Source organism: Dyella sp. LX-66 (assembly GCF_018599165.1).
Lineage (GTDB): Bacteria > Pseudomonadota > Gammaproteobacteria > Xanthomonadales > Rhodanobacteraceae > Dyella_D > Dyella_D marensis.
The window spans coordinates 66,886-92,216 of the sequence record NZ_JAHFVJ010000001.1; the positions used below are offsets into that span (position 1 = coordinate 66,886).

Below are 25,331 nucleotides of genomic sequence, written 5' to 3' on the forward strand. Positions count from 1 at the left end.
GCTTATGCAGCGGGCATTTCGTGCGCCTGCCGGCGCCCGAGTCACTTTTTCTTTGCTGGCCCAAAGAAAAAGTAACCCAAAAGAAATGGCCTGAGAGCCAAGGCTCGCGACGCGACTAGAAGGAGCAGTGACGGTTGTGGAAACGGATTAACCAGAGTCGACACGAAACGACCGTGCGTTTACGTAGCGGGTGCTTCAACGTGCCGTTGCCGAGAGGATGTTCAGTGACCGAGGCCAGCTTTGGCTCTTCGTTCCTGTATGCCCCACCACATCACTTCTCCCTCTCCCCTCCGGGGAGAGGGTCGGGGTGAGGGGCCGGGCGGAGCGCGGCGTTGAATCTCGTAACGAAGTTCTCGCTGTCGGGCTGGCACGAGCTTTTCTTACACGCTTATCGGAAGCCCCCGATGGAAGCGCTGGATGTCTGTGGTCGAGAGTGTGATTGGCGCTGCTGCACTCGATCAGGCGCTCCGACTCATAGCCAATTGTCCTAAAAGCACGCTGGTGCGGTCGGCCTTATTGACATCATCGCAATTTGCGATAACGTATCTGGGCGGGCGCAACGTATGAGAGTCGTATCCAATCGGCGGCTGATGGAGTTTTCGGCCAGGCATCCCGATGCGCACGCTGCACTGCAGGCCTGGCGCAAGTTGATGGAGTCCACTGACTTCGGTGGTTTCGCGGATATCAAGCGAAGCTTCGGTGCTGTGGACGTGGTCGGCGACAAGTACGCGTTCGACATTCGCGGCAATCGCTATCGACTGATCACAGGCGTCAGCTTTCAACTGCAGATCTGCTTCATCAAGGCTGTTCTCACGCACGCCGAATACGATCGAGGAACCTGGAAATGAACGCCCTGCTCGCCCCCGTCTTCGACGCCTGGGAAACCTTCCAGGAAATCTCCGGCGTACGCCATATCGAGACCGAAGCCGATTACACCGAAGCCACCGATCTCGCCGATGCCCTGCTGGACGATGGCGCCATGGACGAAGCGCATCCACAGCATTCGCTGTTCATGGTGCTGAGCGACCTGATCTACGCCTACGACCAGACGCACTACCCCCAACAGGGCGTAAGCGGCGTAGACATGCTGCGCTTCCTGATGGAACAACACGACCTGCGCCAGAGCCAGCTGCCCGAAATCGGCACGCAAAGCGTAGTCTCCGAAATCCTCTCCGGCCGCCGCGACCTCACCGTCAACCACATCCGCGGCCTCTCCAAGCGCTTTGGTGTAAGTCCCGCAGCGTTCTTCTGATAAGCGCCGCTCAGTTGCAGATCGCTGCGCTCAGGCTTTTGCGTGAGAGGTACGACAAGCGCAGCGCTCCGCCCGGCCCCTCACCCTGCCCTCTCCCCGGGGGGGAGAGGGGTGATGTCGTGAGGCAAGCAGGAACGAAGAACCAAAGCTGGCCCCAGTCCTTGAACGTCCTCTCGGCCACGGCACGTTGAAGGGCGCATCACGTAAACGCACAGTCGCTTCGTGTAGACCCAGGTTAATCAGGTTACCGCAGACGCCCACTGCTCCTTCTAGTCGCGTCGCGAGCCGTTGCTCTCAGGCCATTTCTTTTGGGTTACTTTTTCTTTGGGCCAGCAAAGAAAAAGTGACTCGGGCGCCGGCAGGCGCCCGAAATGCCCGCTGCATAAGCGGCCAAATCGCGTCAGCGCAAAAAATCAGGCAACAGCCTCCAACCCCTCCGGCAGGCGACACAACCGCCGCACATCCAGCAAAGCGACAAACCCACTCGCGCAAGGCGCTACCCCCTCCACCGGATCGTCCTCACGGACCACCCTCCCCAGCGGCGCCGCCACCATCTCCCCACTCACATCGAGCAGATCCCCGACAGCGTCCACACGCAACCCCACCAGATGCCCCTGGTGCGACAACACCACAATGCGCCTCCGCGCACTCTCGCCAGCATCCGCTGGCAACCCCAGCCTCCGGCACCCATCCAGCACCGGCACAATGCGCCCCCGCAACTGGCGAATGCCAAGCAGATCCGCCGCCGCCCCCGGCACCGGCGTGATATCCCCATCGCGCACCACCTCGCTCACCTGCGTCAGCGGCGCCGCATATGGCTGCCCCGCAAGATGAAAGATCAGCCAGCCGCGCTCGGCGGGAGGCGCGGAAGCGCGGTCCTGATTCATGCGTAAGTCTCTTGATAAGTCATGGCGGCGCCCAGCTCAGCCGTTCTCGGCGGGCGCAATCTGCACGGCACGCAACTTCGCGGCCACCGGCAAACTGCCGGTCGGCACCGCAGGCACGGCGACCGCGGGAATCGCCTCCGGCAACACAGCGTGTTCCGCAGGTGGCGCGACAACATGCATGACCGGCGCCGACGCATCCGGCACCTTCGCCGGCGCCGCCTGCGCCACCGCCGGCTCCGCGCGATCGGCATCGCTGTAGAAGCGCGCCGGGCCCTGCTGGTCGCCCAGCACCACCACCAGCACGCGGCGGTTGCGGTTGCGGCCTTCCTCGCTGACGTTGTCCGCGGCGGGACGGTACTGCCCCCAGCCCATGATGCCGATGCGGTTCGGATCCACGCCGTTGTCGGCAAACAGCCGCGCCACGCTCGCCGCACGTGCGGCGGACAGTTCCCAGTTCGACGGAAAGACCGAGGTATTGATCGGCTTGTCGTCGGTATAGCCTTCCACGCGCAGCGGATTCGGGAACGGCGACAGAATGCCGGCCACGCTGCGCAGCGTGGTGTCCGCCTCGGGCGACAGCCGCGCCACGCCGCTGGGGAACAGGATGTCGGTGCGGATCTCGATCTCCAGCCAGCTCTGCGTGCGGCGCACCACCACCAGGCTCTGGTCGATCAGCGGCTGCAGCGCGTGCTGCACCTCGTCCTGGATCTTCTGCAGGTTTTCCTGCGCGTTCTCGCGCGTGGTCAGCGAACCCTGGGTCATCTGCGGCGGCAGCGACTGCGAGGGCAGCGCCACGGCCAGGCGCGGGCGCAGCGACGGCGGCGTGGTGCTGGTCGAGCGCTTGGCCGGCACCGGCGCAGGCGCGGTCGCGCTGTTGGTCTGCACCGGCTGGATCTGCTTGTTGTTGCCGTTGAAGGCTTCGATGATCGACTCGGACATCACGCGGTACTTGCCCTCGTTCACCACCGACACCGCGTACATCACCACGAAGAACGCGAGCAGCAGCGTCATCAGGTCGGCATAGGGGATCGCCCAGGCCTCGTGATTGACGTGGTCCTCGTGCTTCTTCTTCCTCATGTGAGGTAGCCCTGCAGGCGGCTTTCGATCTGGCGCGGATTGTCGCCGCGGGCGATCGAGACCAGGCCTTCGATGATGATCTCGCGCATCTTGCCCTGCTTGTGGATCATGCCCTTCAGGCGCGAGGACATCGGCAGCATCAGCAGGTTGGCCAGCGCCACGCCGTAGATGGTGGCGACGAAAGCTGCAGCGATGCCGTGGCCCAGCTTGCTGGGGTCGGCCAGGTTCTGCATCACGGCCATCAGGCCCATCACGGCGCCGATGATGCCCATGGTCGGCGAATAGATGCCGGCCTGCTCGAACACTTTCGCGCCGGCCAGGTCCTCGTGCTCGCGCGTGTCCTGCTCCACTTCCAGCACGCCGCGGATGGCCTCCGGCTCGCTGCCGTCGACCAGCAGCTGCAGGCCCTTGCGCACGAACGGGTCCTGCTCGGATTCGATCTGCGGCTCCAGGCCGAGCAGACCCTGGCGGCGCGAGATCTCGCTCCAGCCGATCACGCGGCTGATCAGATCGTTGGGCACGTGCTTGGGCGGCTTGTAGATCATCGGCAGCATGCCCATCGCATGCTTGAGCACCTTGCCCTGGGTCTGCACCAGCAGGGCGGCGATGGTGCCGGCGAAGACGATCACGAAAGCAGCCGGGTTCCACAGCGCTTCCACGCTGGAACCCTTGAGGATGGTGCCGAGGATCACGACCACGAAGGCCAGGATCGTGCCGATGACGCTAACCAGATCCATGTCAGACCACCGCCTCTAGTGTTGGGGATACCCGCGGCGCCAGCTGCCACGGGCCGCCTTCGCCGGCCAGGCCCGCCAGGTCCAGCACCAGGGCCAGGCGCCCGTCGCCGGTGATGGTCGCGCCGGCCACGCCGGCGGTGCCGGCGAACAGCGGACCCAGCGGCTTGACCATCACGTCCTCGCGGCCGAGCACGTCGTGCACCAGGCAGCCCAGGCGCTGGTGGCCGATATGCAGCACCACCACGTGGCGGCCCGCCGTCGGCGCGGCCGCGGACCATGCGGCCAGGTCGCCCAGCGGCAGCGCGCGGTCGCGATGCGCGGCGATCAGGCTGCCGTCGAGCAGGCGGTCCTGCCCGGCGGAAAGTTCGAATACTTCGTCCACGTTGCTCAGCGGCATCGCGAACAGGCGCGCGCCGACGCGCACCATCAGCACGCGCACGATCGCCAGCGTCAGCGGCACGGTGAGCTCAAGCTCGCTGCCCTGCCCCAGCTTCGAGCGCACCTGCAAGGTGCCGCCGAGTTCCGCCACGCGCGTCTTGACCACGTCCATGCCGACGCCGCGACCGGAGATGTCGGAGACCTGTGCGGCCGTGCTGAAGCCGGGACGGAAAATGAGTTCCAGGCATTCGGTCTCGGACAGGCGCGAAGCCTGTGCCGCGTCGATCACGCCCTTCTCCACCGCCTTGCGGCGCAGGATGTCCGGATCCATGCCGCGGCCGTCGTCGGCCACCACGATCACGATGCGTTCGCCGCGCTGGCTGGCCGCCAGGCGCACGCGGCCCTTGCGCGGCTTGCCGGCGCTTTCGCGCACGTCCGGTGTTTCCAGGCCGTGGTCGACCGCGTTGCGCAGCAGGTGAATCAGCGGATCGGCCAGCGCCTCGACCAGGCTTCGGTCCAGGTCGGTGTCCTCGCCTTCCAGCACCAGCTCGATCTCCTTGCCGAGCTGGCGGGCGAGATCGCGCACGATGCGCGGGAAACGCTGGAACAATCGACCCACCGGCTGCATGCGCATGCCGAGCACGGCGCCCTGCAGTTCATCGGCCACGCGATCGAGTTCACCGGCCGCGGTGTTGAACGGTTCGTCGCCGCTGCTGGCGGCGAGGCTGAGCAGGCGGTTGCGCACCAGCACCAGTTCGCCGGCGCGGTTGACCAGCGCATCGAGGCGGCCGGTATCCACGCGCACGGTGGCTTCCGGCGGCGGCGCGACCTTTGCCGCGGCTTTGGCCGGCGCAGGCGTTGCGGCAGCCTTCGCCGCGGCGCCGGGTGCGGCGCCCTTGCCATGCAGGCTGTCGAGCAGCGCTTCGAACTCGCTGTCGTCGATGGTGCTGGCCGACGGCTGCGCCGGCGTGCCGGGCGCCTTGCCCTTGCCGTGCAGGTTGTCCAGCAGCTTTTCGAATTCGGCGTCGTCGATCGTCTCGGACGCCGGCGGCTGCACCGGTGCGCCCGGCGCGCCGCCCATGCCGTAGAGATTGTCGAGCAGCGCCTCGAACTCGCTGTCGTCGATGGTGCCGCCCTCTTCCGCCACCGGCGCGGGCGCCGGCACGGGAGCGGGTGCCGGAGCCGGCGGGCGCGCCGCATGCGGCTGCAGCCGCACCAGCAGCGCCGCGGGCGCCACCGGCATCTCGCTGGACGCAGCCAGCGCGGACATCATCGCGTTGACCAGGTCCAGCGCTTCCAGCAATGCGTCCATCCGCGCTGCGTCGATCAGCACGTGGCCGGAGCGCGCTTCATTGAGCAGGTCTTCGGCGTGATGGCACAGCTGCACCATCGGGTCGATGCCGAGGAAGCCCGCGCCGCCCTTCACCGTGTGGAAGGCGCGGAATACCGCATTGAGCAGTTCGGCGTCGCGCGGCGCTTCCTCCAGCGCCACCAGCTGTTCGCCCAGGCGCTGCACCAGTTCCCCGGCCTCGACCAGGAAATCGTCGCGCAGCTCGCTGTCGAGTGACGGATCCATCAGAACCCCGCGCTCAGAAACCGAATTCGCTGAGCAGGCGGTCCGCCTCGTCCTGGCTGTTCACCTTGGCCGCGGCCACCGGCGCTTCGCCGCCGGCCAGCGCGCCGGTGAGGCGCACCAGTTCCAGCAGCGAGGATTCCACACTGCCGATAAAGGTGGACACTTTCTTGATGCGCTGGCCGGACAGGTCCTGCCAGGACTGCGCCATCACCATGTCCGACAGCCCTTCGCGGCACTGCCCGGCGAACTGCCGCGCCTGCGTCGCCAGCTCCGCGGCTTCGCCGCCGCCGGCCAGCACGGCATCGGCGCTGCTTTCCAGGGCGGTGGCCTGCGGCCGCATGCGTTCGGCGAAATCGATGCTGCGATGCGCGGCCTTGGCGCTCATCTCCAGCACGTCGTGCAGATGCTGGCGCGCGTCGGCCACGCTGCCGGGCACGCCTTCCTGGGCCAGCTCGCCGCCGAGGCGGCGCACGGCTTCGTGCAGGTCGCGGGCCAAGAGGCCCAGCGCGCGGAACAGGTGCTGCTCGCGCTGGCGCACCATGGTGTCCAGCGCCATCTCGAAGGCGGCGCCGTCGGGGCTGGCCAGCAGTTCCTGCACTTCCTGCGGCAGCGCCGCGCTCATGGGGGTAATCATCACGGCGCTCATGCGCTTGCTCCTTGCGCGGCGAGCCGCTCGAAGATCTTGTCCAGCTTTTCCTTCAGCGTGACCGCGGTGAAGGGCTTGACGATGTAACCGTTCACGCCGGCCTGGGCGGCGGCGATGATCTGGTCGCGGTTGTTCTCGGCGGTGACCATCAGCACCGGCAGGCCTTTCAGCGCGGGCTCGGCGCGGATCGCGCGCAGCAGGTCGATGCCGGTCATGTTCGGCATGTTCCAGTCGGTCACCACCATGTCGAACGACTGCTGCTTGAGCACCGCCATGGCATTGACGCCGTCGTCGGCTTCCTGGATCAGCGCATTGGTGAAGCCCAGCTCCACCAGCAGGTTGCGCACGATGCGCCGCATGGTGGAGAAGTCGTCCACCACGAGGATTTTCATGTTCTTGTCCAAACGCCTCTCTCCAGGTCTTTAGATTGCGTATTGGTTGAAGCGTTGTGCTTTAGCCCCTCTCCCCTCGGGAGAGGGGTTGGGGTGAGGGTTCGGGCGGAGCGCGAGAGTGATGTCTTGCGCTCCGCCCGAACCCTCATCCGGCTGCCGCCACCTTCTCCCGGCGGGAGAAGGGCGCCAGCGTGGAGTGACCGCTTTAACCCGTACTCTTCAACTTCTTCGGCTTACCGCTTTCGGCTGCCGCACCCTGCTCGCGCCAACCGGTCATCCGTGCGCGCAACCGGATCAGGGCCTGGCCATGGATCTGACACACCCGCGATTCCGTCACGCCGAGCACGGCGCCGATCTCCTTCAAATTCAGTTCCTGCTCGTAGTACAGCGACATCACCAGCTGTTCGCGCTCCGGCAGCCCGCCGATCGCCTCGACCAGCGCCCCGCGCATGCCTTCCTGCTCGAAGCGGTCCTGCGGCCCCAGGCCTTCCTGGTCGGCCACGTCCAGCGCGGCGCCGTCCTCGTCGTCCTCCGGCGCGGAGAGACTGAGCAAGCGCGCGCTGGCCGCGTCGGCCAGGATCTGGTGGTACTCCTGCGCGTCGATGCCCAGCCGCCGGATGACCTCGGCGTCGGTGGCGTCGGCGCCCGTTTCGTTCTCGATCTGGCGCACCACCTCCGAGACCTCGCGCAACTTGCGATGCACCGAGCGCGGCGTCCAATCGGTCTTGCGCAGCTCGTCCAGCATGGCGCCGCGGATGCGGATGCCCGCATAGGTCTCGAAGCTGGCCATGCGGTCGGTCGCGTAGTTCCGCGCCGCTTCCAGCAGGCCGATCATGCCGGCCTGCACCAGGTCGTCCACGTCCACGCTGGGCGGCAGCCGGCCCATCAGGTGATAGGCGATACGGCGCACCAGCGGAGCGTGCCGGCGCACCATCTCCTCCGTGCTTTCGCGTTGCAGTTGCAGATATTCGGAAGCCACGCTCATCTCACACCCCCCTCGCGTACCGGGTCCGGCGCCATGGCGACCTGCCCTCCAAAAAAAGCGATGCGGTCGCGACCCGTGCGCAGGGGTTCTCCCCATGTATCGACCGCACCCGCCATTTGCTTGAATCCCCGTGCGGACCGGCTGGCCGGCCACAGATCCACCACCGCGCTCTGGCGGCGGATGGCCTGGCGCAGGTGTTCGTCGTAAGGAACCGCGCCCATGAAATCCAGCGCCACATCCAGGAAGCGGTCGCACACGCGGGCCAGCTTCTCGTACAGCTGCCGCGCCTCGCCGGCATGGCGGACCATGTTGGCCACCACGTGGAAGCGCCGCACGCAGAAGTCGCGGCTGAGCACCTTGGTCAGCGCGTAGGCGTCGGTGAGCGAGGCCGGCTCGTCGCAGACCACCAGCACCACGTCGTCGGCCGCCGCGGCGAACATCACCACGTTGTCGGCCACGCCGGCGGCGGTGTCCACGATCAGGAATTCCGGCGGATCGGGCAGTTCGTCGAAGGCGCGGATCACCGCGGCGTGCTCGCGCGTATCCAGCTGGGCCAGGCGGCGCGCACCGGAGCCTGCCGGGATCACCTTCAGCCCATGCGGCGCCGGCAGCATCAATTCGCTGAGCGAGCAGCTGCCGTCGAGCAGATGGCCGATATGCCGCGACGGCTGCAGGCCGAGCAGCACGTCCAGGTTGGCCAGGCCCAGGTCCGCATCCAGCAGCGCCACCTCGCGCCCGGCCATGGCCAGCGACATGCCGAGGTTCACCGCCACCGTGGACTTGCCCACGCCCCCCTTGCCGCCGGCCACGGCGATCGCGCGGCAGCGGCGCGGCGGCGCGGCGGGCAGCGAATGGCCGGAACCCGCGGCGAGCGGACGCACGTCGTTGTCGCCCGAGGAATGAAAAGCCGAAAACAGATTGCTCAGGCCCCAGGCCTGGTCCATCGCCAGCGTGGTCATCGTGCACCTGCCATGGCCAGGCCGAAGCGCTCGGCCATATAGCCTTCGTCCACCGCGGGCGCACTGCCCTTGAGCACCTGCGCGGCACGGCAGACCAGCACGCGCGCATCGGCGGTGGCGAGGTCTTCGGGCACGCGCTGGCCGTCGGTGGTGTAGTCCAGCGGCAGCCGGTGGCGGATCAGCGCGGACAGCGCGCCGCCCAGGCTGGGCGCTTCGTCGAGCTTGGTCAGGATGCAGGCCTGCGGCTGCTGCGGCAGGAAGGCGCGCACCATGTCGTCGATCGCCTGCGCCTGCGCATTGGCGGCCAGCACCAGGCAGGTGCGCAGCTCGCCGGCGGCGCGCAGCAATTGCATCTGCTGCTCAAGGCGCGGATCGCTGCCGGCCACGCCGGCGGTGTCGACCAGCACCACGCGGCGGCCACGCAGCACGTCGAGCACTTCGCGCAGGCTTTCGGCATCGTGCGCGGGAAACACGCGGGTGCCGAGCAGGCGGCCGTAGTGCTCCAGCTGCGCGGCGGCGCCGATGCGGTAGTTGTCGGTGCTGACCAGGGCCACCTGCGAAGCGCCATGGCGCAGCACCGCGCGCGCGGCAAGCTTGGCGATGGTGGTGGTCTTGCCCACGCCGGTCGGTCCGACCAGGGCCACCACGCCGCCGCTGGCGGCGACGTCATAGCCGGTGATGGCAAGGCTGCGGCTGAGCACGCCCAGCGGCAGATAGCGCGCCTGGTCGGCGCTGAGGCGGTCGGGCAGTTCGTCGGCGAGGCGGCGCGCCACATCGGGCTCGATGCCGATGCGCGTCATGTCGCGCAGCACGCGGCCGCGCAGCGGATGGCGGCGCTGCAAGTCGTTCCATGCGAGCGAAGCCATTTGAGATTCCAGCAGCTCGCGCAGGCTGCCCAGCTCGGCGCGCATGCGCGCGGTGTCGAGCGCGGCCTGCTCCACCATCGGATGCAGCGGGGCCGGTTCGGCGGGCGTGGCAGCCGGTTCGGGTTTTGCAGCGGCGACCGGTGCGGCGGCAACTGGCGCGACAACCGGCGCTACCGGGGCACGCTGCACCGGCGCGGCAACGGGAGCCACCGGCGCAGGCGCCGGCGCACGCCGCGGCTTCGGCGGCAGCGCCGGCGGTTCCGCCGCACGCTCGCGCACGATGCGCACTTCGGTCGGCAACGGCTCGCCCGAGCGCGCGGCCTCGCGCACCAGGGATTCGTCGTAGTCGACGGCAGCAATGATCTCCACGCCCTCGTCGAGACGGCGCGTGGAAAGAATGACCGCGTCGGGGCCTTGTTCCTCACGCACTTCGCGCATGGCCTGGCGCATGTCCGCGGCTACGAAACGCTTGATCTTCATCGGTCGGTTCGATCCCTAGTTCCAGCGCCGGATCAGCGTCCCAGCGCCTGCACCAAACGCACCCGACGGTTGTCGGGCACCTCGTTGTAGGCCAGTACGTGCAGGTTCTGTGCCACGTGGCGCGTGAAGCGCGCGAGCCACGGCCGCAGCTGCGGCGCGACCAGCAGCACGGCCGGTTCGCCGCCCATTTCCTGGCGGCGCGCGGCGTCGGCGACGCCGCTCTGCAGGCGGTCGGCCAGGCCCGGTTCCACCGCGGCGCCCGCCACACCGCCATTGGCCAGCGAACCGAGCAGGATCTGCTCCAGTTCCGGCGCCAGCGTGATGACCGGGATCTCGGTGCCCAGGCCGGCGATCTCCTGCACGATCTGGCGGCCCAGCGCCACGCGCACGGCGGCGGTGAGCGCGCCGGGATCCTGACTCTGGCCCGCGTGTTCCGCCAAGGATTCGACGATGGAACGCATGTTGCGGATCGGCACCCGCTCGGCCAGCAGGTTCTGCAGCACCTTCACCACCACGCCCAGCGACATGCGCTTGGGCACCAGGTCTTCCACCAGCTTCGGCGCGACGGCGGCGAGGCGGTCCAGCAATTGCTGCACGTCCTGGTGGCTGAGCAGTTCGTGCGCGTGGCCCTGCAGGATGTGCGACAGATGCGTGGCCACCACGGTGGCGGGGTCGACCACGGTGTAGCCCAGCGCCTGCGCGTTGTCGCGCTGGCCGGATTCGATCCACACCGCTTCCAGGCCGAAGGCCGGATCGTGCGTGGCGATGCCCTGCAAGCTGCCGTGCACGCGGCCGGGATTGATCGCCAGCAGGCGCTCGTTGTGCACCTCGGCCTCGCCCATCGGCACGCCCATCAGGGTGATGCGATAGGTGTTGGGGCCAAGGTCGAGGTTGTCGCGGATGTGCACCGGCGGCACCAGGAAGCCCAGCTCCTGCGACAGCTTGCGGCGCACCGACTTGATCCGCCCCATCAGCTCGCCGCCCTGGTTCTTGTCCACCAGCGGGATCAGGCGATAGCCCACTTCCAGACCCACCGGATCGACACCCGCGACATCTTCCCAGCCCAGCTCCAAGCGCTCGGTGGGCGCCGCGGCGGGCGCGGCTTCGGCGATGGCTTCCTCGGCCAGCTTGGCGCGCGTTTCGCGCTCGCGCTTGAGCATCATCCACGCGGCGCCGCCGCAGATCGCACCCAGCAGCAGGAAGGCGATGTTCGGCATGCCGGGCACCAGGCCCATCACGCCCAGCACCACGCCAGCCACCGCCAGCGCACGCGGCTGGCCGAACACCTGGCCGAGCACCTGCTTGCCCATGTCCTGCGCGCGCGAGACGCGGGTGACGATCACCGCGGTGGCGATCGACAGCATCAACGCCGGCACCTGCGCGACCAGGCCGTCGCCGATGGTGAGCAAGGTGTAGGTCTTGGCCGCGTCGCCGGCGCTGAGGCCGTGCTGCATCACGCCGACGAAGAAGCCGCCGACGATATTGATCACCAGGATCAGGATGCCCGCCGTGGCGTCGCCGCGCACGAACTTCGAGGCACCGTCCATCGAGCCGTAGAAGTCCGCTTCCTCGCGCACTTCCTGGCGGCGCTCGCGCGCCTGTTCCTGGGTGAGCAGGCCGGCGTTGAGGTCGGCGTCGATCGCCATCTGCTTGCCGGGCATGGCGTCCAGGGTGAAGCGCGCGGTCACTTCGGACACGCGCGTGGCGCCCTTGGTCACCACCACGAAGTTGATGATGGTGAGGATGGCGAACACCACCAGGCCCACCGCGAAATTGCCGCCGATGACGAACTCGCCGAAGGCCTCGATCACCTTGCCCGCCGCGCCCGGACCGTTATGGCCGTGCAGCAGCACCACGCGGGTGGAAGCGATGTTCAGCGCCAGGCGCAGCAGGGTGGCCATCAGCACCACGGTGGGAAACGCGGCGAATTCCAGCGGCCGCATCACGTAGATCACCGCCAGCAGGATCACCAGCGACAGCGCGATGTTGAAGCTGAACAGCATGTCCAGCAGGAACGGCGGCATCGGCAGCATCACCATCGCCAGCGCGGCCAGCATCACGATGGGCGCGCCGGCTCCGCGGCGGGTGATCTGCTTGAAGGTCTCGAACGCGCTTGCGCTTGCGGCAGCCATGGAGCGGTGTCCTGGAAAGAATCAGCGGTAAGGGCCGAGCAGGTCCGGATCGACCTGCGGCGAAGGAGGCACGGGCGGCGCGTCGCCATGCGCGACGGCCTGGCGCAGCTGGAACACGTAGGCCAGCACCTGCGCCACGGCGACGTAGAGCGCGGCGGGAATCTCGCGGCCCAGTTCCGTGGTGGCGTACAGCGCGCGCGCCAGCGGCGGCGCTTCCACCATCGGGATGCGGTGCCCGGCGGCGACCTGGCGGATCTGCATGGCCAGCACGTCGGCGCCCTTGGCGACCACGCGCGGCGCGCGCATGCGGCTCTCGTCGTACTTCAGCGCCACGGCGAAGTGGGTGGGGTTGGTCACCACCACGTCGGCCTTGGGCAGCTCCTGCATCATGCGGCGGCGCGCCAGCTGGTGCTGCACCTGGCGGATGCGGCCCTTGAGCTCGGGATTGCCTTCGCTTTCCTTGTTCTCGTCGCGCAGCTCCTGCTTGGTCATGCGCAGGCGGCGGCCGTGGTCGTAGCGCTGGTAAGCCGCATCGATGCCGCCGATCAGCGCCAGCATGGTGCCGAACAGCAGCGCAGCGTTACCCATCTGCGCCAGCGACAGCGCGATGCCCGCACCGACGGTGCCGCGCCCGGTGGCCTGCATGGCGTCCTGCCGGTGCCACAGGAACCAGGCCAGCGCGGCGCCGATAAACACCAGCTTGAGCAGCGACTTCGCCAGCTCCACCGCGCCGCGCATCGATACAAGACGGCCGAGGCCGGCGATGGGATCGAGCCGGTCGAACTTCGGCTCCAGCGCCTGCGCGCTGAAACTGAGGCCGCCCAGCAGCAAAGGGGCAGCGAACGTGGCCAACATCGTCGCCACCGCGACCGGCGTGATCAGGGCCATCGCCTCGCGCAGCGCGGCAGCGAGCACACGCGCCGGCAGCTCGCCGGAGAACAGCGCTTCGCGGCTGTAGCCGAAGCCGAGTTCGTAGACGCGCTTGGCGTGGACGAACGCACGCTCGCCGCCGCTCATCAGCGCGGCGACACCGGCCAGCACCACCAGGGCGCCCGACAGATCGCGCGAGCGCGGAACGTCGCCCTTCTCCCGCGCTTCGCGCAGGCGTTTTTCTGATGGTTTTTCGGTGCGTTCCTGGTCGTCGCTCTCGGACACGTCAAGCTCCCAGCAGCTCGCGCATCAAGGACCACGCGCTTTCTTCGAGCGAGCCAAAAGCTCCCGGCAGCGCACGCAACGACAGCCACAAGGCGATAAAGCCCAGGCACAAGGTGATCGGGAAACCCACCGCGAACAGATTCATCGACGGCGCCGCGCGACTGATCGCGCCGAAGCCCATGTTCACCACCAGCAGCGCCGTCATCGCCGGCAGGGCGACGCGCACCGCGCCGGAAAACAACTGCCCGCCGAACATCGCCACCGCATGCAGGCCGTCCGGCGAAATCGCTCCGGCACCCGGCGGCAGCGTGCGGAAGCTTTCCGCCAGTAGCGCGATCAGGCGCAGATGCCCGTCCATGGCCAGGAACAGCAAGGTCACCAGCAGCAGATAGAACTGGTTGAGCACCGGCGAGCTGCCGCCGCCCTGCGGGTTCACCACTTCGGCGAACCCTAAGCTCATGCTCTGCGCCACCAGCTGTCCGCCGAAGGCCACCGCCTCGAAAGTCAGCCGCAGCACGAAACCCACCGCGGCGCCGATCAGCACCTGCCCCGCCATGGTGGCGATGCCGCTGGCGCTCATCGGATCGATCCGTGCCGGCGCGAGCGGCGCCAGCACCATGGTCAGCAGCAGGATCAGGCCGACGCGGATGCGCGCCGGCAATACCGTGGCGCCGAACACCGGCGCCACCAGGAACAGGCCGGCCACGCGGCCCATCGCCCACAGCACGCTGCCGAGCAGGATCGGCAGCTGGGCGAGGTCGAGCGTGGTCACCGCACCGCTCCGGGCAATCCTTCGATCAGGTGCCGGGTGAACTGCACCAGGGTGCGCAGCATCCACGGCCCGGTGATCAGCGCGACCAGCGCCATCGCGATCAGCTTCGGGATGAAGCTCAAGGTCATTTCGTTGATCTGCGTCGCCGCCTGGATCACGCCGACCAGCACACCCACCGCCAGCGCGGTGAGCAGCAGCGGCGCGGCCACCAGCATCGCCACGTACAGCGCGTGCTGGCCGAATTCGATGACCGATTCGGGCGTCATGAGAAGAAACTCCCGGCCAGCGTGCCCAGCAGCAGCGACCAGCCATCGACCAGCACGAACAGCATGATCTTGAACGGCAGCGAGATGATCATCGGCGACACCATCATCATGCCCATCGACATCAGCACGCTGGCCACCACCAGGTCGATGATCAGGAACGGGATGAACAGCAGGAAGCCCATCTGGAACGCGGTCTTCAGCTCGCTGGTGACGAAGGCCGGCATGGCCACGCGGAACGGCACCTCGTCCTTGCTGGCGTAGGGCTGTTCTTTCGCCAGGCGGGTGAACAGCTGCAGGTCGGCATCGCGCGTCTGGTCCAGCATGAAGCGCTTGAACGGCGCGGCCGCGGCGGGCAGCGCCTGCTCGGCGGCGAGCTGGCCGTCCATATAGGGCTTTACGCCGTCGGCGTAGGCATGCTCCAGCACCGGCGACATCACGAACAGGCTGATGAACAGCGCCAGGCCCAGCAGCACCTGGTTCGGCGGCGTGGACTGCGTGCCCAGCGCCTGCCGCAGAAAGCCCAGCACGATGATGATGCGTGTGAACGAAGTCATCATCAGCAGGATCGCCGGCAGCAGCGTCAGCACCGTCATCAGCGCGAGCATCTGCAGCGACAGCGTCCAGCTCTGGCCGCCGCCGGCGGCGTTCTGCACGTTCAGCACCGGGATGCCGGTGACCGGATCGGCCAGCAGCGGCAGCGGCGCCAGCAGCAGGAGGGCGAACAGGAAATACTTCATCACTTGCGCTTCCAGAAGCCGAGCAGGTCCGCGAAGGCGGGCATCGGCGGCGAGGGCGGAGTCTCGGCGGCGGGCGCGTCGCCTTCGTACACATGCAGCGTGCGCATGCCGCCCTGCCCCACGCCGACCAGCAGGCGCTTGCCGTCCGCCTCCAGCAGCAGCACGCGCTCGCGCGTGCCCACCGCGAAGGATTCGACGCAGCGGATGCGGCGGCCGCCGGATTGCGCGCGCCCTTGCGCGCGACGGCCCAGCCAGCCGGCGGCGAAGATCAGCGCGATGATGCCGATCAGGCTCAGGCATACGCGCAGCAGTTCCCCGCCCACGCTGGGTTCGGCCGCGGGCACGGCGGCCACGGCAAGCAGGAGCATCATCAGCGCAGCTTCCGCACGCGCTCGGCGGGGCTGATCACGTCGGTGAGGCGGATGCCGAACTTCTCGTTGATCACCACCACTTCGCCATGCGCGACCAGGGTGCCGTTGACGAACACGTCCAGCGGCTCGCCCGCGGCGCGGTCCAGTTCCACCACCGAGCCCTGGTTGAGCTGCAGCAGGTTGCGGATGCTGATGCGCGTGCGGCCGACCTCCATCGCCAGCGTGACCGGCACGTCCAGGATCAGGTCGAGGTTGACGTCGCCGTTCTCGCCGGCCACGCCCAGCATGGTTTCGTATTCCGGGCGGCCGGCCGGATCGAGCAGGGTGGCGGAGTCGTTGGTGGTGCTCATGCGTTGGGATTCCCGGTGGAGAACTCGGCGGACGTGCGCGTTTCGCGGCGGCCGGCGGGGGTCTGGAAACGGACGGCCTTATGGCCGCTGGCGCGGCCGAGCTGGCCGCGGAAGATCGGTACGTCCTCGGCGAACACCGTGCACAGCTCCGGCAGGTTCACCGGGATCACGTCGCCGGGACGCAGCTTGAGGAAGTCGCCGATATGCATGTCGGCTTCCAGCAGCAGCGAGCTCAGTTCCACCTCGGCGTCCAGCACTTCCTGGTGCAGGCTCTGCAGCCAGCGCTCGTCGCGCTCGACGCGGTCGCTCTGCACGCCGGCGTCCAGCAGCACGCGGATCGGCTCGACCATGGAGTACGGCAGGGTGAGGTGGATCTCGCCGCCGCCGCCGTCCACTTCCACGTGGAAGCGCGACACCACCACAGTTTCGGTGGGGCTGACGATGTTGGCGAACTGCGGGTTGATCTCGGAGTTCAGGAACTCGAAGTTCAGCGGCAGCACCGGCGACCAGGCCTCGACCATGGCGGTGAAGATTTCCGCCAGCACGATCTGGATCACCCGCGTCTCGGTCGGCGTGAAGTCGCGGCCTTCGATGCGTGCGTGGTAGCGGCCGTCGCCGCCGAAGAAATTGTCGATCACGCTGAAGACCAGGCGCGGCTCCATCACGATCAGCGCGGTGCCGCGCAGCGGCTTCACGCGCACCAGGTTGAGATTGGTCGGCACGGCCAGGCCGTGCACGTATTCGACGAACTTGGACATCTTTACGCCCAGCACCGAGACCTCGCAGGTCTTGCGCAGCACGCCGAAGATGCCGGTGCGGAAGTAGCGCGCGAAGCGGTCGTTGACCATCTCCAGCGTGGGCAGGCGGCCGCGCACGATGCGGTCCTGCTGGGTGAAGTCGTACTGCAGCACGGCGTCCTTCGGCGGCGGTTCGTCGCCGCCGGTCGGTACGTCGCCGCCGTTGACGCCGTTGAGCAGGGCGTCGATTTCTTCCTGGGAGAGCAGGTCGCTCACGGCCGCCTCACTGCATCACGAAGCTGGTGAAATACAGCGCTTCCACGCCGGGGCGGCCGGTGCGGTCCTCGATGATCTTCTGCACCGCCGCCAGCGCCTTGGCCTGCAGCTTCTGCTTGCCGGCGGTGTCGGACAGCGCGGTGTAGTCCTGCGCGGAGAACAGCATCACCAGCGCATTGCGGATCACCGGATCGGCTTCCTTGGCGGCCTGCAGCGCGGCCGGGTCGTGCGACATCAGGGTGACGCCGACCTGGAGATAGCTGAGGCCGTCGGCCTTCTGGAAATTCACCACGAAGGCCGGGTCCATCGGCATGAATACCTCCGGACCTTCCTTCTTCTTCTCGACCTTCGCTTCGCTGCCCGCGGCGCCTTGCACGGCATGCCCACGCAGCGTGTACAGCGCGTAGCCGCTCACCGCCGACACCAGCACCAGGGCCGCGGCAAGAATCAGGACGGTGCCCCGCCCATGGCCCGCCTTGGGGGCGGGGGCGGCGACGGCGGGAGTGGGCTCGGCGTTCGACATGCAAGACCTCGGATGGACACGGTTCCTTGTCGGCAGCGCCTGGGGGCGATGCCTGGCGGAGGTCTTGTAGCAATCGGCATGCCATCGGCGGGAATGGCTCAATGGCGCGGTTTGCGAGGCTTCTGGCCAGCGTTGCGGCGTTTTATTGACGCGTGGCGGGGAGGTGTCGCGACGCCGTCATGGCGGCGCATTTTCGGATTTATGTGGTACCATCATTCGGTACCATCAGGGCATGAAGAACAAACATGCAAGGACGCTGAGCCTGATCTTCAACCGCCCCGCTTCCGGCAACGTGAAGTGGGCGGACGTGGAGGCTCTTTTCAGGGACCTGGGCGCCAGGATCAGCCAGGCGGAAGGCTCCCGCGTGGCAGTCGTGCTGTTCGGGGAGGTCCACGTGTTCCACCGCCCTCACCCGCGGCCCGACATGGACAAGGGCGCCGTGGCCGGCGTCCGCAAATGGTTGGAGTCTCTTGGAGTGAAGCCATGATCAATGTCATGACCATCGACGGCCACAAGGCCGTGATCGAGTACGACCCGGAACTCGAGATGTTCCGCGGCGAGTTCACCAGCCTCAACGGCGGCGCCGATTTCTACGCCACCGACGTGGCCGGCCTGGCGCGCGAAGGCAGCACTTCGCTGCGCGTGTTCTTCGAGACCTGCCGCGCCAACGGCATCGAGCCGTACAAGAACTTCTCCGGCAAGTTCCAGGCACGCATCCCGCCCAAGCTGCACGAACGCGCCGTCACGGCGGCGGCGGCGCGCGGCGTCAGCCTCAACCAGCTGCTGCAGGTCGCGCTGGAGCACGAAGTGCTCAGCCCGGCCTGAACCCGTGCCTCAGGCGAACGTATCCAGCAGGCCGACGGCGACCGTGCGGGCGCTGACGCTTTCGACCGGATCCGCGTCCGCCACCAGTGCATCCTGCGGATCGCCCGAAGATCCCGTTCCCCGCTCCCCTGCCCCCTGCTGCCCCACCTGCGCCTGCCCCAGCGACAGGCCATGCCCCGCCAGCATCAGATCCAGCTGACCCAGCGTCTGCTGCACGGCGGTGACGGCCGCCGGGTGCTGCGCGGTAAAGCTGACGTCGACGCGGCCGTGCTCGGCCACGCTCACTTTCACGTCGAGCTGGCCCAGTTCCTCCGGGCGCAGCCGGATGCGCGCCTGCTTGATCTCCTGGCCGCCCAGCCAGGCCACCTGCTGGCCGAGTTCCTGCGCGAAGCCGGGATTGCCGGCGGGTGTGTCCATCTTCAGGCTGTGCGCGACGGGCGCTGCATTCGGCGCAGGCGCATGCGGCGTCATCGAAGCCGCGAGCGCTTCGATATTGCCCGGCTCGGCGGACTTGTGTGTTTCCGGCGCAGGCGACGCACTCGCCGCTGCGACCAGCGCGCTGGCGTCGATGCCGATGGACGGCGCGGGTGCCGCGGCGCCTGCATCTTTCGCGGCATCCGTTACCAATCCCGGCAATCCACGCTGTGCGCCGCCCTTGCCCGCGTCGGCCGATACCGTCTGGCCTTGGCTCCCGGCGGCGATCTTCGCCTGCGCGGCCACGCCCTGCCCCAGCATCGCGAGCACCGCCGCAGCCAGCGCATTGCCGTCGCGCTCGGCCGGATCGGTGGTCGTTTCATCCTTGCCGGCGAGCGGGCCGCCGGCCTCCACCGAGGCCAATGCAACCTTCGCCGGCAACACCGGCGGTGCGATCGCTGCCGGCAAGGCCGCGCTCACCTGCTGGCGCATCGCCTGATTGAACTGGCGGTCGAAACCCTCCGGTCCGGAGGCGGCATCGGCCGCGCCGGCCTGCGCGCCCTTGCCGGCGGCGGCATGCGCGCCGGAGGCGACGGGCTTGGGCGTGGAAGTGGGCATGGATACGTTCGGGGTCATGGGAAGAAGCCTGCTAGCTGCGGCGCCGCGGATTGCGGTGCTGCATGCGTTCGTCGATGTCGTTCTGTTCGCGGCGCTCTTCGCTCTTGCGTTCCTGCTCGCGCGCCTGGCCGATCACGCTTTCCAGCGCGCGCTCGCGCGCATGCGCGGCACGCCAGTGGGCGCCGGCCTGGTCGAGCAGGCGGCGCTGACGCTCCACCTCGAACAGCTGTTGATTGATGGCGCGGTCGATGCGTTCCACGAACTGCTGCCGGTTGAGCAGTGCGGCCACCGAAACCGCGGCGGCGCCGTCCAGCGCGTACTCCGCGCGATAGCGGTGCAGTTCGGAAAGCTGGTGCTCGGCCGCGCGCAGGCGTTCCTGTTGCTCGGCCAGGCGCAGCGCGGCAGTCTCGCGCTTTTCCTTGGCGTGATCGGCGGCCGGCGCAAGGCGGGCGGAACGCGGCTTCATGCGGCGGCCTCGGCAGCGAGCTCCTGCAGCGCCTCGATCGCCTGCGCCAGCGGCATGGGATCGTCCACTTCCTGCTGCAGGAAACCGCGCAGCTGCGGCCACATCGCGATGGCCTTGTCCACCTGCGGGTCGGAACCCTTCTGGTACGCGCCCACCGCGATCAGGTCGCGCTGCTGGCGATACGCCGAATAGATCTGCCGGAACTGCTGCGCCGCGCGCAGATGCGTGCGTTCGACCACGGCCGGCATCACGCGGCTGATCGACGCTTCGATATCGATAGCCGGATAGTGGCCGGCTTCGGCCAGGTCGCGCGACAGCACGATATGGCCGTCCAGGATCGCGCGCGCCGCATCGGCGATCGGATCGTGGCGGTAGTCGTCGCCCTCGGTCAGCACCGTATAGAACGCGGTGATCGAACCGCGCCCCTCGGCATCGTTGCCGGCGCGCTCGACCAGGGCCGGCAGCAGGGCGAATACCGACGGCGGATAGCCCTTGGTCGCCGGCGGCTCGCCGATGGCCAGCGCGATCTCGCGCTGCGCCTGCGCATAGCGGGTGATCGAATCCATCAGCAGCAGCACGCGCTGGCCGCGGTCGCGGAACCATTCGGCAATCGCGGTGGCGTACTGCGCGCCGCGCAGTCGTTTCAGCGGCGGCGCGTCGGCCGGCGCGGCGACGATCACCGCGCGGGCGCGGCCTTCCTCGCCCAGCGTGTGCTCGACGAATTCCTTCACTTCGCGGCCGCGCTCGCCGATCAGGCCCACCACCACCACGTCGGCGTCGGTGTAGCGCGTCATCATGCCGAGCAGGGTCGATTTGCCGACGCCGGAGCCGGCAAACAGACCCAGGCGCTGGCCGCGGCCCACGGTGAGCAGCGCATTGATCGCGCGCACGCCGGTATCCAGCGGCGCGTCGATCGGCTTGCGCGCCATCGGGTTGATCGGCTCGCGCTTGAGCGAGGCGTGTTCGTCCACGTCGAGTGGACCGGCGCCATCCAGCGGTACGCCATCGGCGCCGATCACACGGCCCAGCAGCGCGGCGCCCACCGGCAGGCCGCCGGTATGCGAACACGGACGCACACGCGCATTCGGCAGCACGCCGTGCATTTCGGTCACCGGCATCAGCAGCAGGCGGTCGTCGGCGAAGCCGACCACTTCGGTATCCAGCTGTACGCCGCCCGCGGCGGCGACCAGGCAGCGCGCGCCGAGCGCCGCTTCGCAGCCTTCGGCTTCGAGCGTGAGCCCGACCACGCGGCGCAGGCGCCCCTCGACCACCAGCGGCGTGGCCGCCTCGGCGCGGCGCGCGCGGCGGGCCAGGCGATGGCGCCAGCGTTCGGTGGTGGCGGAGCCGCTGCTCATGCCATTTCGGTCTCGGGATCTTCGCTGGCTTCGTCGCCGAACACGGCGTCGGCGATAGCGGCGAGCCGCGTTTCCACCTTGGCGTCCAGGCGCGAGCTTTCGCTTTCCAGCAGGCAATCGCCGCGCTGCATGTCCGGGTCGGGCAGCAGCTGCCAGTGCGGCTCCGCCGCATCCATTTCGCGCAGCAGGGCCAGGTCGTCCGGATGCAGATACACGCGCAGGGCGCGCGTCGCCGCCGGCAAGGCCAGCGCGGCTTCGCGCACGGTGCGCACGATCAGCGCCGGCGAGGTTTTCAGTTCATGCCCCACCACGCGGCGCGCGATCACCAGCGCCAGCCGCGCCAGTTCCTGTTCGGTCGCATCGTCCAGCGCCTGCAGCGGCCGCGCGGCGGCGTGCAGGATGCCGTCGAACAAGGCGAGCTTTTCACGCAGTTCCGCGTCCGCGGCGGCAAGCCCTTCGGCCAGGCCTGCCGCGTAACCCGCATCGCGCGCTTCGCGTTCCAGCCCTTCCAGATCGGCCACGGTCGGCAGCGCCGCCTGGGCTTCCGCCGCCTCGGCCGGCTTAGGCTCGCCCACCTCGGGCAGCTCCCAGCGGCGGAAATCCTTCAGCTGTTCGCGCGAGAGAAAGGAGGCGGCCATCAGACGAAGTCGTCACCGCCGCCGGTGAGGCTGATCTGCCCGGTGTCGGCCAGCCGGCGGGCGATCTGCAGCACTTCCTTCTGCGCGGCGTCGACTTCGCTCAGGCGCACGGGCCCCTTCACTTCCAGGTCGTCGCGCAGCATGTCGGAAGCGCGCTTGGACATATTCGAGAAGATGCGTTCGCGCACGCCGGGCTCGGCGCCCTTCAAGGCAGTGACCAGTCGCGCCGACGGCACTTCGCGCAGCAGCATCTGCATGCTGCGGTCGTCGAGTTCGGCCAGGTCCTCGAACACGAACATCAGTTCTTCGATGCGGCCGCCCAGCGCCGCATCGTGGCCGCGGATCGCGGTCATCAGCTCGGTCTCACGGCTGGTTTCCATCGCATTGAGGATGTCCGCCGCCGCCTTCAGGCCGCCGACGGTGGCGGACTTCAGCTTGTTGGTATTGCCGGAGAACTGGCGCTCCATGATCTCGTCCAGTTCGTTCAGCGCATGCGGCTGCACGCCGTCGAGCGTGGCGATGCGCATCACCGAATCGCTGCGCACGCGCGGCGGCAGGTAGCCGATCACTTCGGCGGCCTGGTCCGGCTCCAGATGCGCCAGTACCAGGGCGATGATCTGCGGGTGTTCCTGCCCGATCATCTCGGCGATCGCGCGGCTCTCCATCCACTTCAGCGATTCCAGGCCCTTGCTGCTGCGGCCTAGCAGGATGCGGTCGATCAGGCCGCCCGCCTTGCTCTCGCCCAGCGCGTTGACCAGGATCTTGCGGATGTATTCCTCGGTGCCCACGCCCAGCGAGGTGTGCCGGCCCATGTCCTCGGTGAGGCGGCCGAGCACGTGCTCCACCTGTTCGCGCGAGACGTTGCTCAAGCCCGCCATGGCCTGGCCGACGGCCTGCACGTCGCGGGCATTGAGATGCTTGAGCACTTCGGCCGCGTCCTGCTCGCCCAGGGTGAGCAACAGGATCGCCGCGCGCTGCGCACCGGTGATTTCGATATTAGCCGCCATCTTCGCCCACCCAGCTCCTGACCACCTGCGCCACCTGCTTGGGGTTCTCGGTGACCATGCGCTTGGCCATCGCCACGCGCGCTTCGTAGTTCATACCCGGCGGCGGGGCCAAACGCCCCGGCGCCACGTCGTCATCCATATCGTCGATGCGCACCGACACCGTCGGCACACCGCCGGCAGGCAGCGCCTGCAGCGCGGTGCCCGGCGAGCCCCTGAACACGCCGCGCAGCAGCGGGCGCAGCAGGCCGAAGGCGATGATCAGCGCGACCAGCACGCCACCGCCCTGCTTGATCAGGTCCATCACGCCGGGGCGCTGCCAGAACGGCGTCTCCGGCAAGGGTTCGTTGCCCGGCGCCTTGTGGAAGGGCTGGTTGATCACGCTGACGCTGTCGCCGCGCTGCTGGTTGAAACCGACAGCGTTCTTGGCCAGGTCGGTAAGGTGCTCCAGCTCCTGCGCGGTGAACGGCACGCTCTTGCTGTTGCCCTTGTCGTCGGTGGTGGCCTTGTTGTCCACCGCCACGGCCACCGTGAGGCGCGCGAGGCGGCCGGCCGGATCGCTGACGTGGCTGACGGTGCGATCGAGTTCGTAGTTGCGCGTGGCGCTGCTGGAACTCTCGCCGCCGGCATTGGTATTCGCCGTGGCCGCCGTGGCGTTGGCATTGCCCGCGCCGGCATTGGGCTTGGCCGCGGTCGGCTGCGCCACCGTAGTGGGCGGCTGGTTGCTCAGCGCGCCCGGTACGCCGCCGTTGCTGGAACCGTCGCGGCGCTGCTCGCTGCTGACCTGTTCGCTGCGCAGCGCGGGGTTGTCGTGGTTGTAGGTTTCGGTGGCCTTCTCGGTCTGGCTGAAATCCAGGTCCGCATAGACCTGCGCGCGCACCTTGCCCGGGCCGACCAGCGGCGTGAGCAGTTCCTCGATGCGCTGCGCATAGGTGTTCTCCATCCGCGTGGCCAGGCGCAGGCGGCTGTCACTCACAGCGCCGGCACTGTCCGGATCGGTGACGGTGAGCAGCTGGCCCTGCTGGTCGACGACGGAAACCTGGCGCGGATCCAGCTCCGGCACGCTCGAGGCCACCAGGTGCACGATCGCCGCCACCTGCGAGGCATCGAGCTGGCGTCCCGGGAACAGCGTCACCAGCACCGAGGCGCTGGCCTGCTTATTGTCGCGAATGAAAGCCGACGGTTTCGGCAGCGCCAGATGCACGCGCGCCGCACGCACCGACTGCAGGCCGGCGATGGTGTTGCCCAGGTCCGTTTCCAGCATCTGCTGATAACGCGTGCGTTCGGCCAGGTCGCTCATGCCGAACGGCGAATCCGCGCCGGGCACCGTGGCGCTGGTGCCTGCGCTGCCTTGCGGCAGGCCCTGCGCGGCAAGACGCAGGCGCACAGCGGCGAGGTCGGCCGCGGGCACCGAGATCGATGCGCCATCCGGCCCCAGCTGATAAGGCGTGTTGGACGTCTGCAGCGCCTGGGTGATGGCTGAGGCGTCCTTGGAATCCAGGCCCGCATACAGCAGCGCGAAGCTGGGCCCGCGCGACCACAGCACCACCGCGACGCCGAACGCCACGGCCGCGGCCACGGCAACCAGCAGCAGCAGCTGCCGCGTCGCCGGGCTCTGCGCGAGTTGCTTCAGCGGGTCCAGGCGCTTGCCGTTCGGGTCGGTCTGCGCGATGGCGTTTTCGGCCATGAAAACTGCTCGTTATCGGTGAGGTGGGATGGCGGGCGGACGCTGCGGTCCGTTACACCGGCATGTTCATGATGTCTTTGTAGGCATCGACGAGTTTGTTGCGCACTTCGGTCATGGCGCGCAGGGAGAGGTCGGCCTTTTGCACGGCGACCATGGTGCGGCCGAGGTCGGCGCCGGCGTCGCCGCGTTCGAAGGAGGCCGCCAATTTTCCGGCTTCCATTTGGGATTGGCCGACGGTGGCTATCGATTGCTTCAGGAGTGCGCCGAAATCGCTGGTTTGGGCTGGAATTACGCTGCGCGAGGCGATTTCGGGCGTCGGCATGGTGGCGGACATTTGCCGCATTTGGGATAGAAGGCTGTTGACGTCGATTGTGGGCATGACGGAATTCCAGCGCGTCCTGTGATGACTAGGGGGATGAATGCACAAGGTGTGCCATCACCAAAAATGCGCTGCGCGCGCGTTGCTCGTCATCCCGGCGTGGGCCGGGATTCAGTGGCGGTATCGCTTGGTTTTCGCGGTGGCGCGAATGGGCCGCTTATGCAGCGGGCATTTCGTGCGCCTGCCGGCGCCCGAGTCACTTTTTCTTTGCTGGCCCAAAGAAAAAGTAACCCAAAAGAAATGGCCTGAGAGCCAAGGCTCGCGACGCGACTAGAAGGAGCAGTGACGGCTGCGGTAAACGGATTAACCTGGGTCTATACGAAACGACAGTGCGTTTACGTGGCGGGTTCTTCAACGTGCCGTTGCGAAGAGGATGTTCAAGGAACGGGGC

Annotated in this window: 29 protein-coding genes; 4 read left to right on the forward strand and 25 right to left on the reverse strand. The window is 68.1% G+C overall.

The genetic code is table 11. The features are described from left to right. Nucleotides 1-563 precede the first annotated feature (563 nt). Both KK141_RS00345 and KK141_RS00350 read left to right on the forward strand, forming a co-directional pair. Complete coding sequence (locus KK141_RS00345) at nucleotides 564-848, forward strand: type II toxin-antitoxin system HigB family toxin (RefSeq protein WP_214569513.1); 285 nt, start codon at nucleotides 564-566, stop codon at nucleotides 846-848. Then, entirely contained in the window at nucleotides 845-1,252 is a 408-nt protein-coding gene (locus KK141_RS00350) for a hypothetical protein (protein ID WP_214569514.1), read from the forward strand. The genes KK141_RS00345 and KK141_RS00350 overlap by 4 nt, the downstream gene beginning before the upstream one ends. Nucleotides 1,253-1,665: 413 nt before the next feature. Here KK141_RS00350 and KK141_RS00355 read toward each other — a convergent pair whose 3' ends face one another. The 18 genes from KK141_RS00355 to KK141_RS00440 form a co-directional block, all read right to left on the reverse strand. Then, nucleotides 1,666-2,139: a chemotaxis protein CheW gene (locus KK141_RS00355; RefSeq protein ID WP_214569515.1), complete on the reverse strand. Its 474-nt coding sequence runs from the start codon at nucleotides 2,137-2,139 to the stop codon at nucleotides 1,666-1,668. A gap of 36 nt (nucleotides 2,140-2,175) precedes the next feature. Continuing rightward, complete coding sequence (motD, locus tag KK141_RS00360) at nucleotides 2,176-3,216, reverse strand: flagellar motor protein MotD (RefSeq protein ID WP_214569516.1); 1,041 nt, start codon at nucleotides 3,214-3,216, stop codon at nucleotides 2,176-2,178. Beyond that, nucleotides 3,213-3,953, reverse strand: coding sequence for a flagellar motor protein (locus KK141_RS00365; protein ID WP_214569517.1), 741 nt, complete (start codon nucleotides 3,951-3,953; stop codon nucleotides 3,213-3,215). The genes motD and KK141_RS00365 overlap by 4 nt, the downstream gene beginning before the upstream one ends. Nucleotide 3,954: 1 nt before the next feature. Continuing rightward, nucleotides 3,955-5,907 (reverse strand): chemotaxis protein CheA, encoded by a 1,953-nt coding sequence (locus tag KK141_RS00370; RefSeq protein WP_214569518.1) that lies wholly within the window; start codon nucleotides 5,905-5,907, stop codon nucleotides 3,955-3,957. Nucleotides 5,908-5,920: 13 nt separating this feature from the next. After that, nucleotides 5,921-6,553: a protein phosphatase CheZ gene (locus KK141_RS00375; protein WP_214569519.1), complete on the reverse strand. Its 633-nt coding sequence runs from the start codon at nucleotides 6,551-6,553 to the stop codon at nucleotides 5,921-5,923. Further along, nucleotides 6,550-6,957: a chemotaxis response regulator CheY gene (cheY, locus tag KK141_RS00380; RefSeq protein ID WP_167256719.1), complete on the reverse strand. Its 408-nt coding sequence runs from the start codon at nucleotides 6,955-6,957 to the stop codon at nucleotides 6,550-6,552. Before cheY ends, KK141_RS00375 begins: the two co-directional genes overlap by 4 nt. Before the next feature lie 193 nt (nucleotides 6,958-7,150). Further along, entirely contained in the window at nucleotides 7,151-7,930 is a 780-nt protein-coding gene (locus tag KK141_RS00385; protein WP_214569520.1) for an RNA polymerase sigma factor FliA, read from the reverse strand. Continuing rightward, nucleotides 7,927-8,889, reverse strand: coding sequence for a MinD/ParA family protein (locus KK141_RS00390; protein WP_250901460.1), 963 nt, complete (start codon nucleotides 8,887-8,889; stop codon nucleotides 7,927-7,929). The genes KK141_RS00385 and KK141_RS00390 overlap by 4 nt, the downstream gene beginning before the upstream one ends. Next, on the reverse strand, nucleotides 8,886-10,235 hold the full coding sequence (gene flhF / locus KK141_RS00395; RefSeq protein WP_214569521.1) for a flagellar biosynthesis protein FlhF: 1,350 nt from the start codon (nucleotides 10,233-10,235) through the stop codon (nucleotides 8,886-8,888). Before flhF ends, KK141_RS00390 begins: the two co-directional genes overlap by 4 nt. A 32-nt stretch (nucleotides 10,236-10,267) precedes the next feature. After that, nucleotides 10,268-12,367 (reverse strand): flagellar biosynthesis protein FlhA, encoded by a 2,100-nt coding sequence (gene flhA, locus KK141_RS00400; protein WP_214569522.1) that lies wholly within the window; start codon nucleotides 12,365-12,367, stop codon nucleotides 10,268-10,270. Nucleotides 12,368-12,388: 21 nt separating this feature from the next. Beyond that, nucleotides 12,389-13,522: a flagellar biosynthesis protein FlhB gene (gene flhB, locus KK141_RS00405; RefSeq protein WP_214569523.1), complete on the reverse strand. Its 1,134-nt coding sequence runs from the start codon at nucleotides 13,520-13,522 to the stop codon at nucleotides 12,389-12,391. A gap of 1 nt (nucleotide 13,523) precedes the next feature. Beyond that, on the reverse strand, nucleotides 13,524-14,294 hold the full coding sequence (gene fliR / locus KK141_RS00410; protein ID WP_214569524.1) for a flagellar biosynthetic protein FliR: 771 nt from the start codon (nucleotides 14,292-14,294) through the stop codon (nucleotides 13,524-13,526). Then, the gene (gene fliQ, locus KK141_RS00415) at nucleotides 14,291-14,560 is read right to left on the reverse strand and encodes a flagellar biosynthesis protein FliQ (protein WP_167256713.1); all 270 of its coding nucleotides are present in this window, start codon (nucleotides 14,558-14,560) and stop codon (nucleotides 14,291-14,293) included. Before fliQ ends, fliR begins: the two co-directional genes overlap by 4 nt. Beyond that, nucleotides 14,557-15,297 (reverse strand): flagellar type III secretion system pore protein FliP, encoded by a 741-nt coding sequence (gene fliP / locus KK141_RS00420; RefSeq protein ID WP_214569525.1) that lies wholly within the window; start codon nucleotides 15,295-15,297, stop codon nucleotides 14,557-14,559. Before fliP ends, fliQ begins: the two co-directional genes overlap by 4 nt. Further along, the gene (fliO, locus tag KK141_RS00425; RefSeq protein ID WP_250901461.1) at nucleotides 15,297-15,668 is read right to left on the reverse strand and encodes a flagellar biosynthetic protein FliO; all 372 of its coding nucleotides are present in this window, start codon (nucleotides 15,666-15,668) and stop codon (nucleotides 15,297-15,299) included. Before fliO ends, fliP begins: the two co-directional genes overlap by 1 nt. After that, nucleotides 15,668-15,955: a flagellar motor switch protein FliN gene (gene fliN, locus KK141_RS00430; protein ID WP_231504260.1), complete on the reverse strand. Its 288-nt coding sequence runs from the start codon at nucleotides 15,953-15,955 to the stop codon at nucleotides 15,668-15,670. The genes fliO and fliN overlap by 1 nt, the downstream gene beginning before the upstream one ends. A 59-nt stretch (nucleotides 15,956-16,014) precedes the next feature. Beyond that, nucleotides 16,015-17,031: a flagellar motor switch protein FliM gene (gene fliM, locus KK141_RS00435; RefSeq protein WP_214569526.1), complete on the reverse strand. Its 1,017-nt coding sequence runs from the start codon at nucleotides 17,029-17,031 to the stop codon at nucleotides 16,015-16,017. Nucleotides 17,032-17,038: 7 nt separating this feature from the next. Beyond that, nucleotides 17,039-17,554 carry a flagellar basal body-associated FliL family protein gene (locus tag KK141_RS00440; RefSeq protein ID WP_214569527.1) on the reverse strand — a complete coding sequence of 172 codons (516 nt, stop codon included), beginning with the start codon at nucleotides 17,552-17,554 and terminating at the stop codon, nucleotides 17,039-17,041. A 232-nt stretch (nucleotides 17,555-17,786) separates the two neighbouring features. On the opposite strand from KK141_RS00440, the gene KK141_RS00445 reads away from it, so the two are divergent. After that, entirely contained in the window at nucleotides 17,787-18,041 is a 255-nt protein-coding gene (locus KK141_RS00445) for a type II toxin-antitoxin system HicA family toxin (protein ID WP_214569528.1), read from the forward strand. After that, nucleotides 18,038-18,379, forward strand: a complete 342-nt coding sequence (locus KK141_RS00450) for a type II toxin-antitoxin system HicB family antitoxin (RefSeq protein ID WP_214569529.1) — start codon at nucleotides 18,038-18,040, stop codon at nucleotides 18,377-18,379. The genes KK141_RS00445 and KK141_RS00450 overlap by 4 nt, the downstream gene beginning before the upstream one ends. 9 nt (nucleotides 18,380-18,388) lie before the next feature. Here the strand turns inward: KK141_RS00450 and KK141_RS00455 are convergent, their stop codons facing one another. Genes KK141_RS00455 through fliE form a run of 7 tightly spaced genes read right to left on the reverse strand, consistent with a single transcriptional unit; the run spans nucleotide 18,389 to nucleotide 24,940 of the window. After that, nucleotides 18,389-19,429 carry a flagellar hook-length control protein FliK gene (locus KK141_RS00455; protein ID WP_214587331.1) on the reverse strand — a complete coding sequence of 347 codons (1,041 nt, stop codon included), beginning with the start codon at nucleotides 19,427-19,429 and terminating at the stop codon, nucleotides 18,389-18,391. Between the two features lie 13 nt (nucleotides 19,430-19,442). Next, on the reverse strand, nucleotides 19,443-19,877 hold the full coding sequence (gene fliJ / locus KK141_RS00460) for a flagellar export protein FliJ (RefSeq protein ID WP_214569531.1): 435 nt from the start codon (nucleotides 19,875-19,877) through the stop codon (nucleotides 19,443-19,445). After that, the gene (fliI, locus tag KK141_RS00465; protein WP_250901462.1) at nucleotides 19,874-21,232 is read right to left on the reverse strand and encodes a flagellar protein export ATPase FliI; all 1,359 of its coding nucleotides are present in this window, start codon (nucleotides 21,230-21,232) and stop codon (nucleotides 19,874-19,876) included. Before fliI ends, fliJ begins: the two co-directional genes overlap by 4 nt. Further along, nucleotides 21,229-21,870 (reverse strand): FliH/SctL family protein, encoded by a 642-nt coding sequence (locus tag KK141_RS00470; protein WP_214569532.1) that lies wholly within the window; start codon nucleotides 21,868-21,870, stop codon nucleotides 21,229-21,231. Before KK141_RS00470 ends, fliI begins: the two co-directional genes overlap by 4 nt. Further along, the gene (gene fliG, locus KK141_RS00475) at nucleotides 21,870-22,859 is read right to left on the reverse strand and encodes a flagellar motor switch protein FliG (RefSeq protein WP_214569772.1); all 990 of its coding nucleotides are present in this window, start codon (nucleotides 22,857-22,859) and stop codon (nucleotides 21,870-21,872) included. Before fliG ends, KK141_RS00470 begins: the two co-directional genes overlap by 1 nt. A gap of 7 nt (nucleotides 22,860-22,866) precedes the next feature. Then, the gene (gene fliF, locus KK141_RS00480) at nucleotides 22,867-24,561 is read right to left on the reverse strand and encodes a flagellar basal-body MS-ring/collar protein FliF (protein WP_214569533.1); all 1,695 of its coding nucleotides are present in this window, start codon (nucleotides 24,559-24,561) and stop codon (nucleotides 22,867-22,869) included. Between the two features lie 52 nt (nucleotides 24,562-24,613). Beyond that, nucleotides 24,614-24,940 carry a flagellar hook-basal body complex protein FliE gene (gene fliE / locus KK141_RS00485; protein ID WP_214569534.1) on the reverse strand — a complete coding sequence of 109 codons (327 nt, stop codon included), beginning with the start codon at nucleotides 24,938-24,940 and terminating at the stop codon, nucleotides 24,614-24,616. Nucleotides 24,941-25,331: the final 391 nt, after the last annotated feature.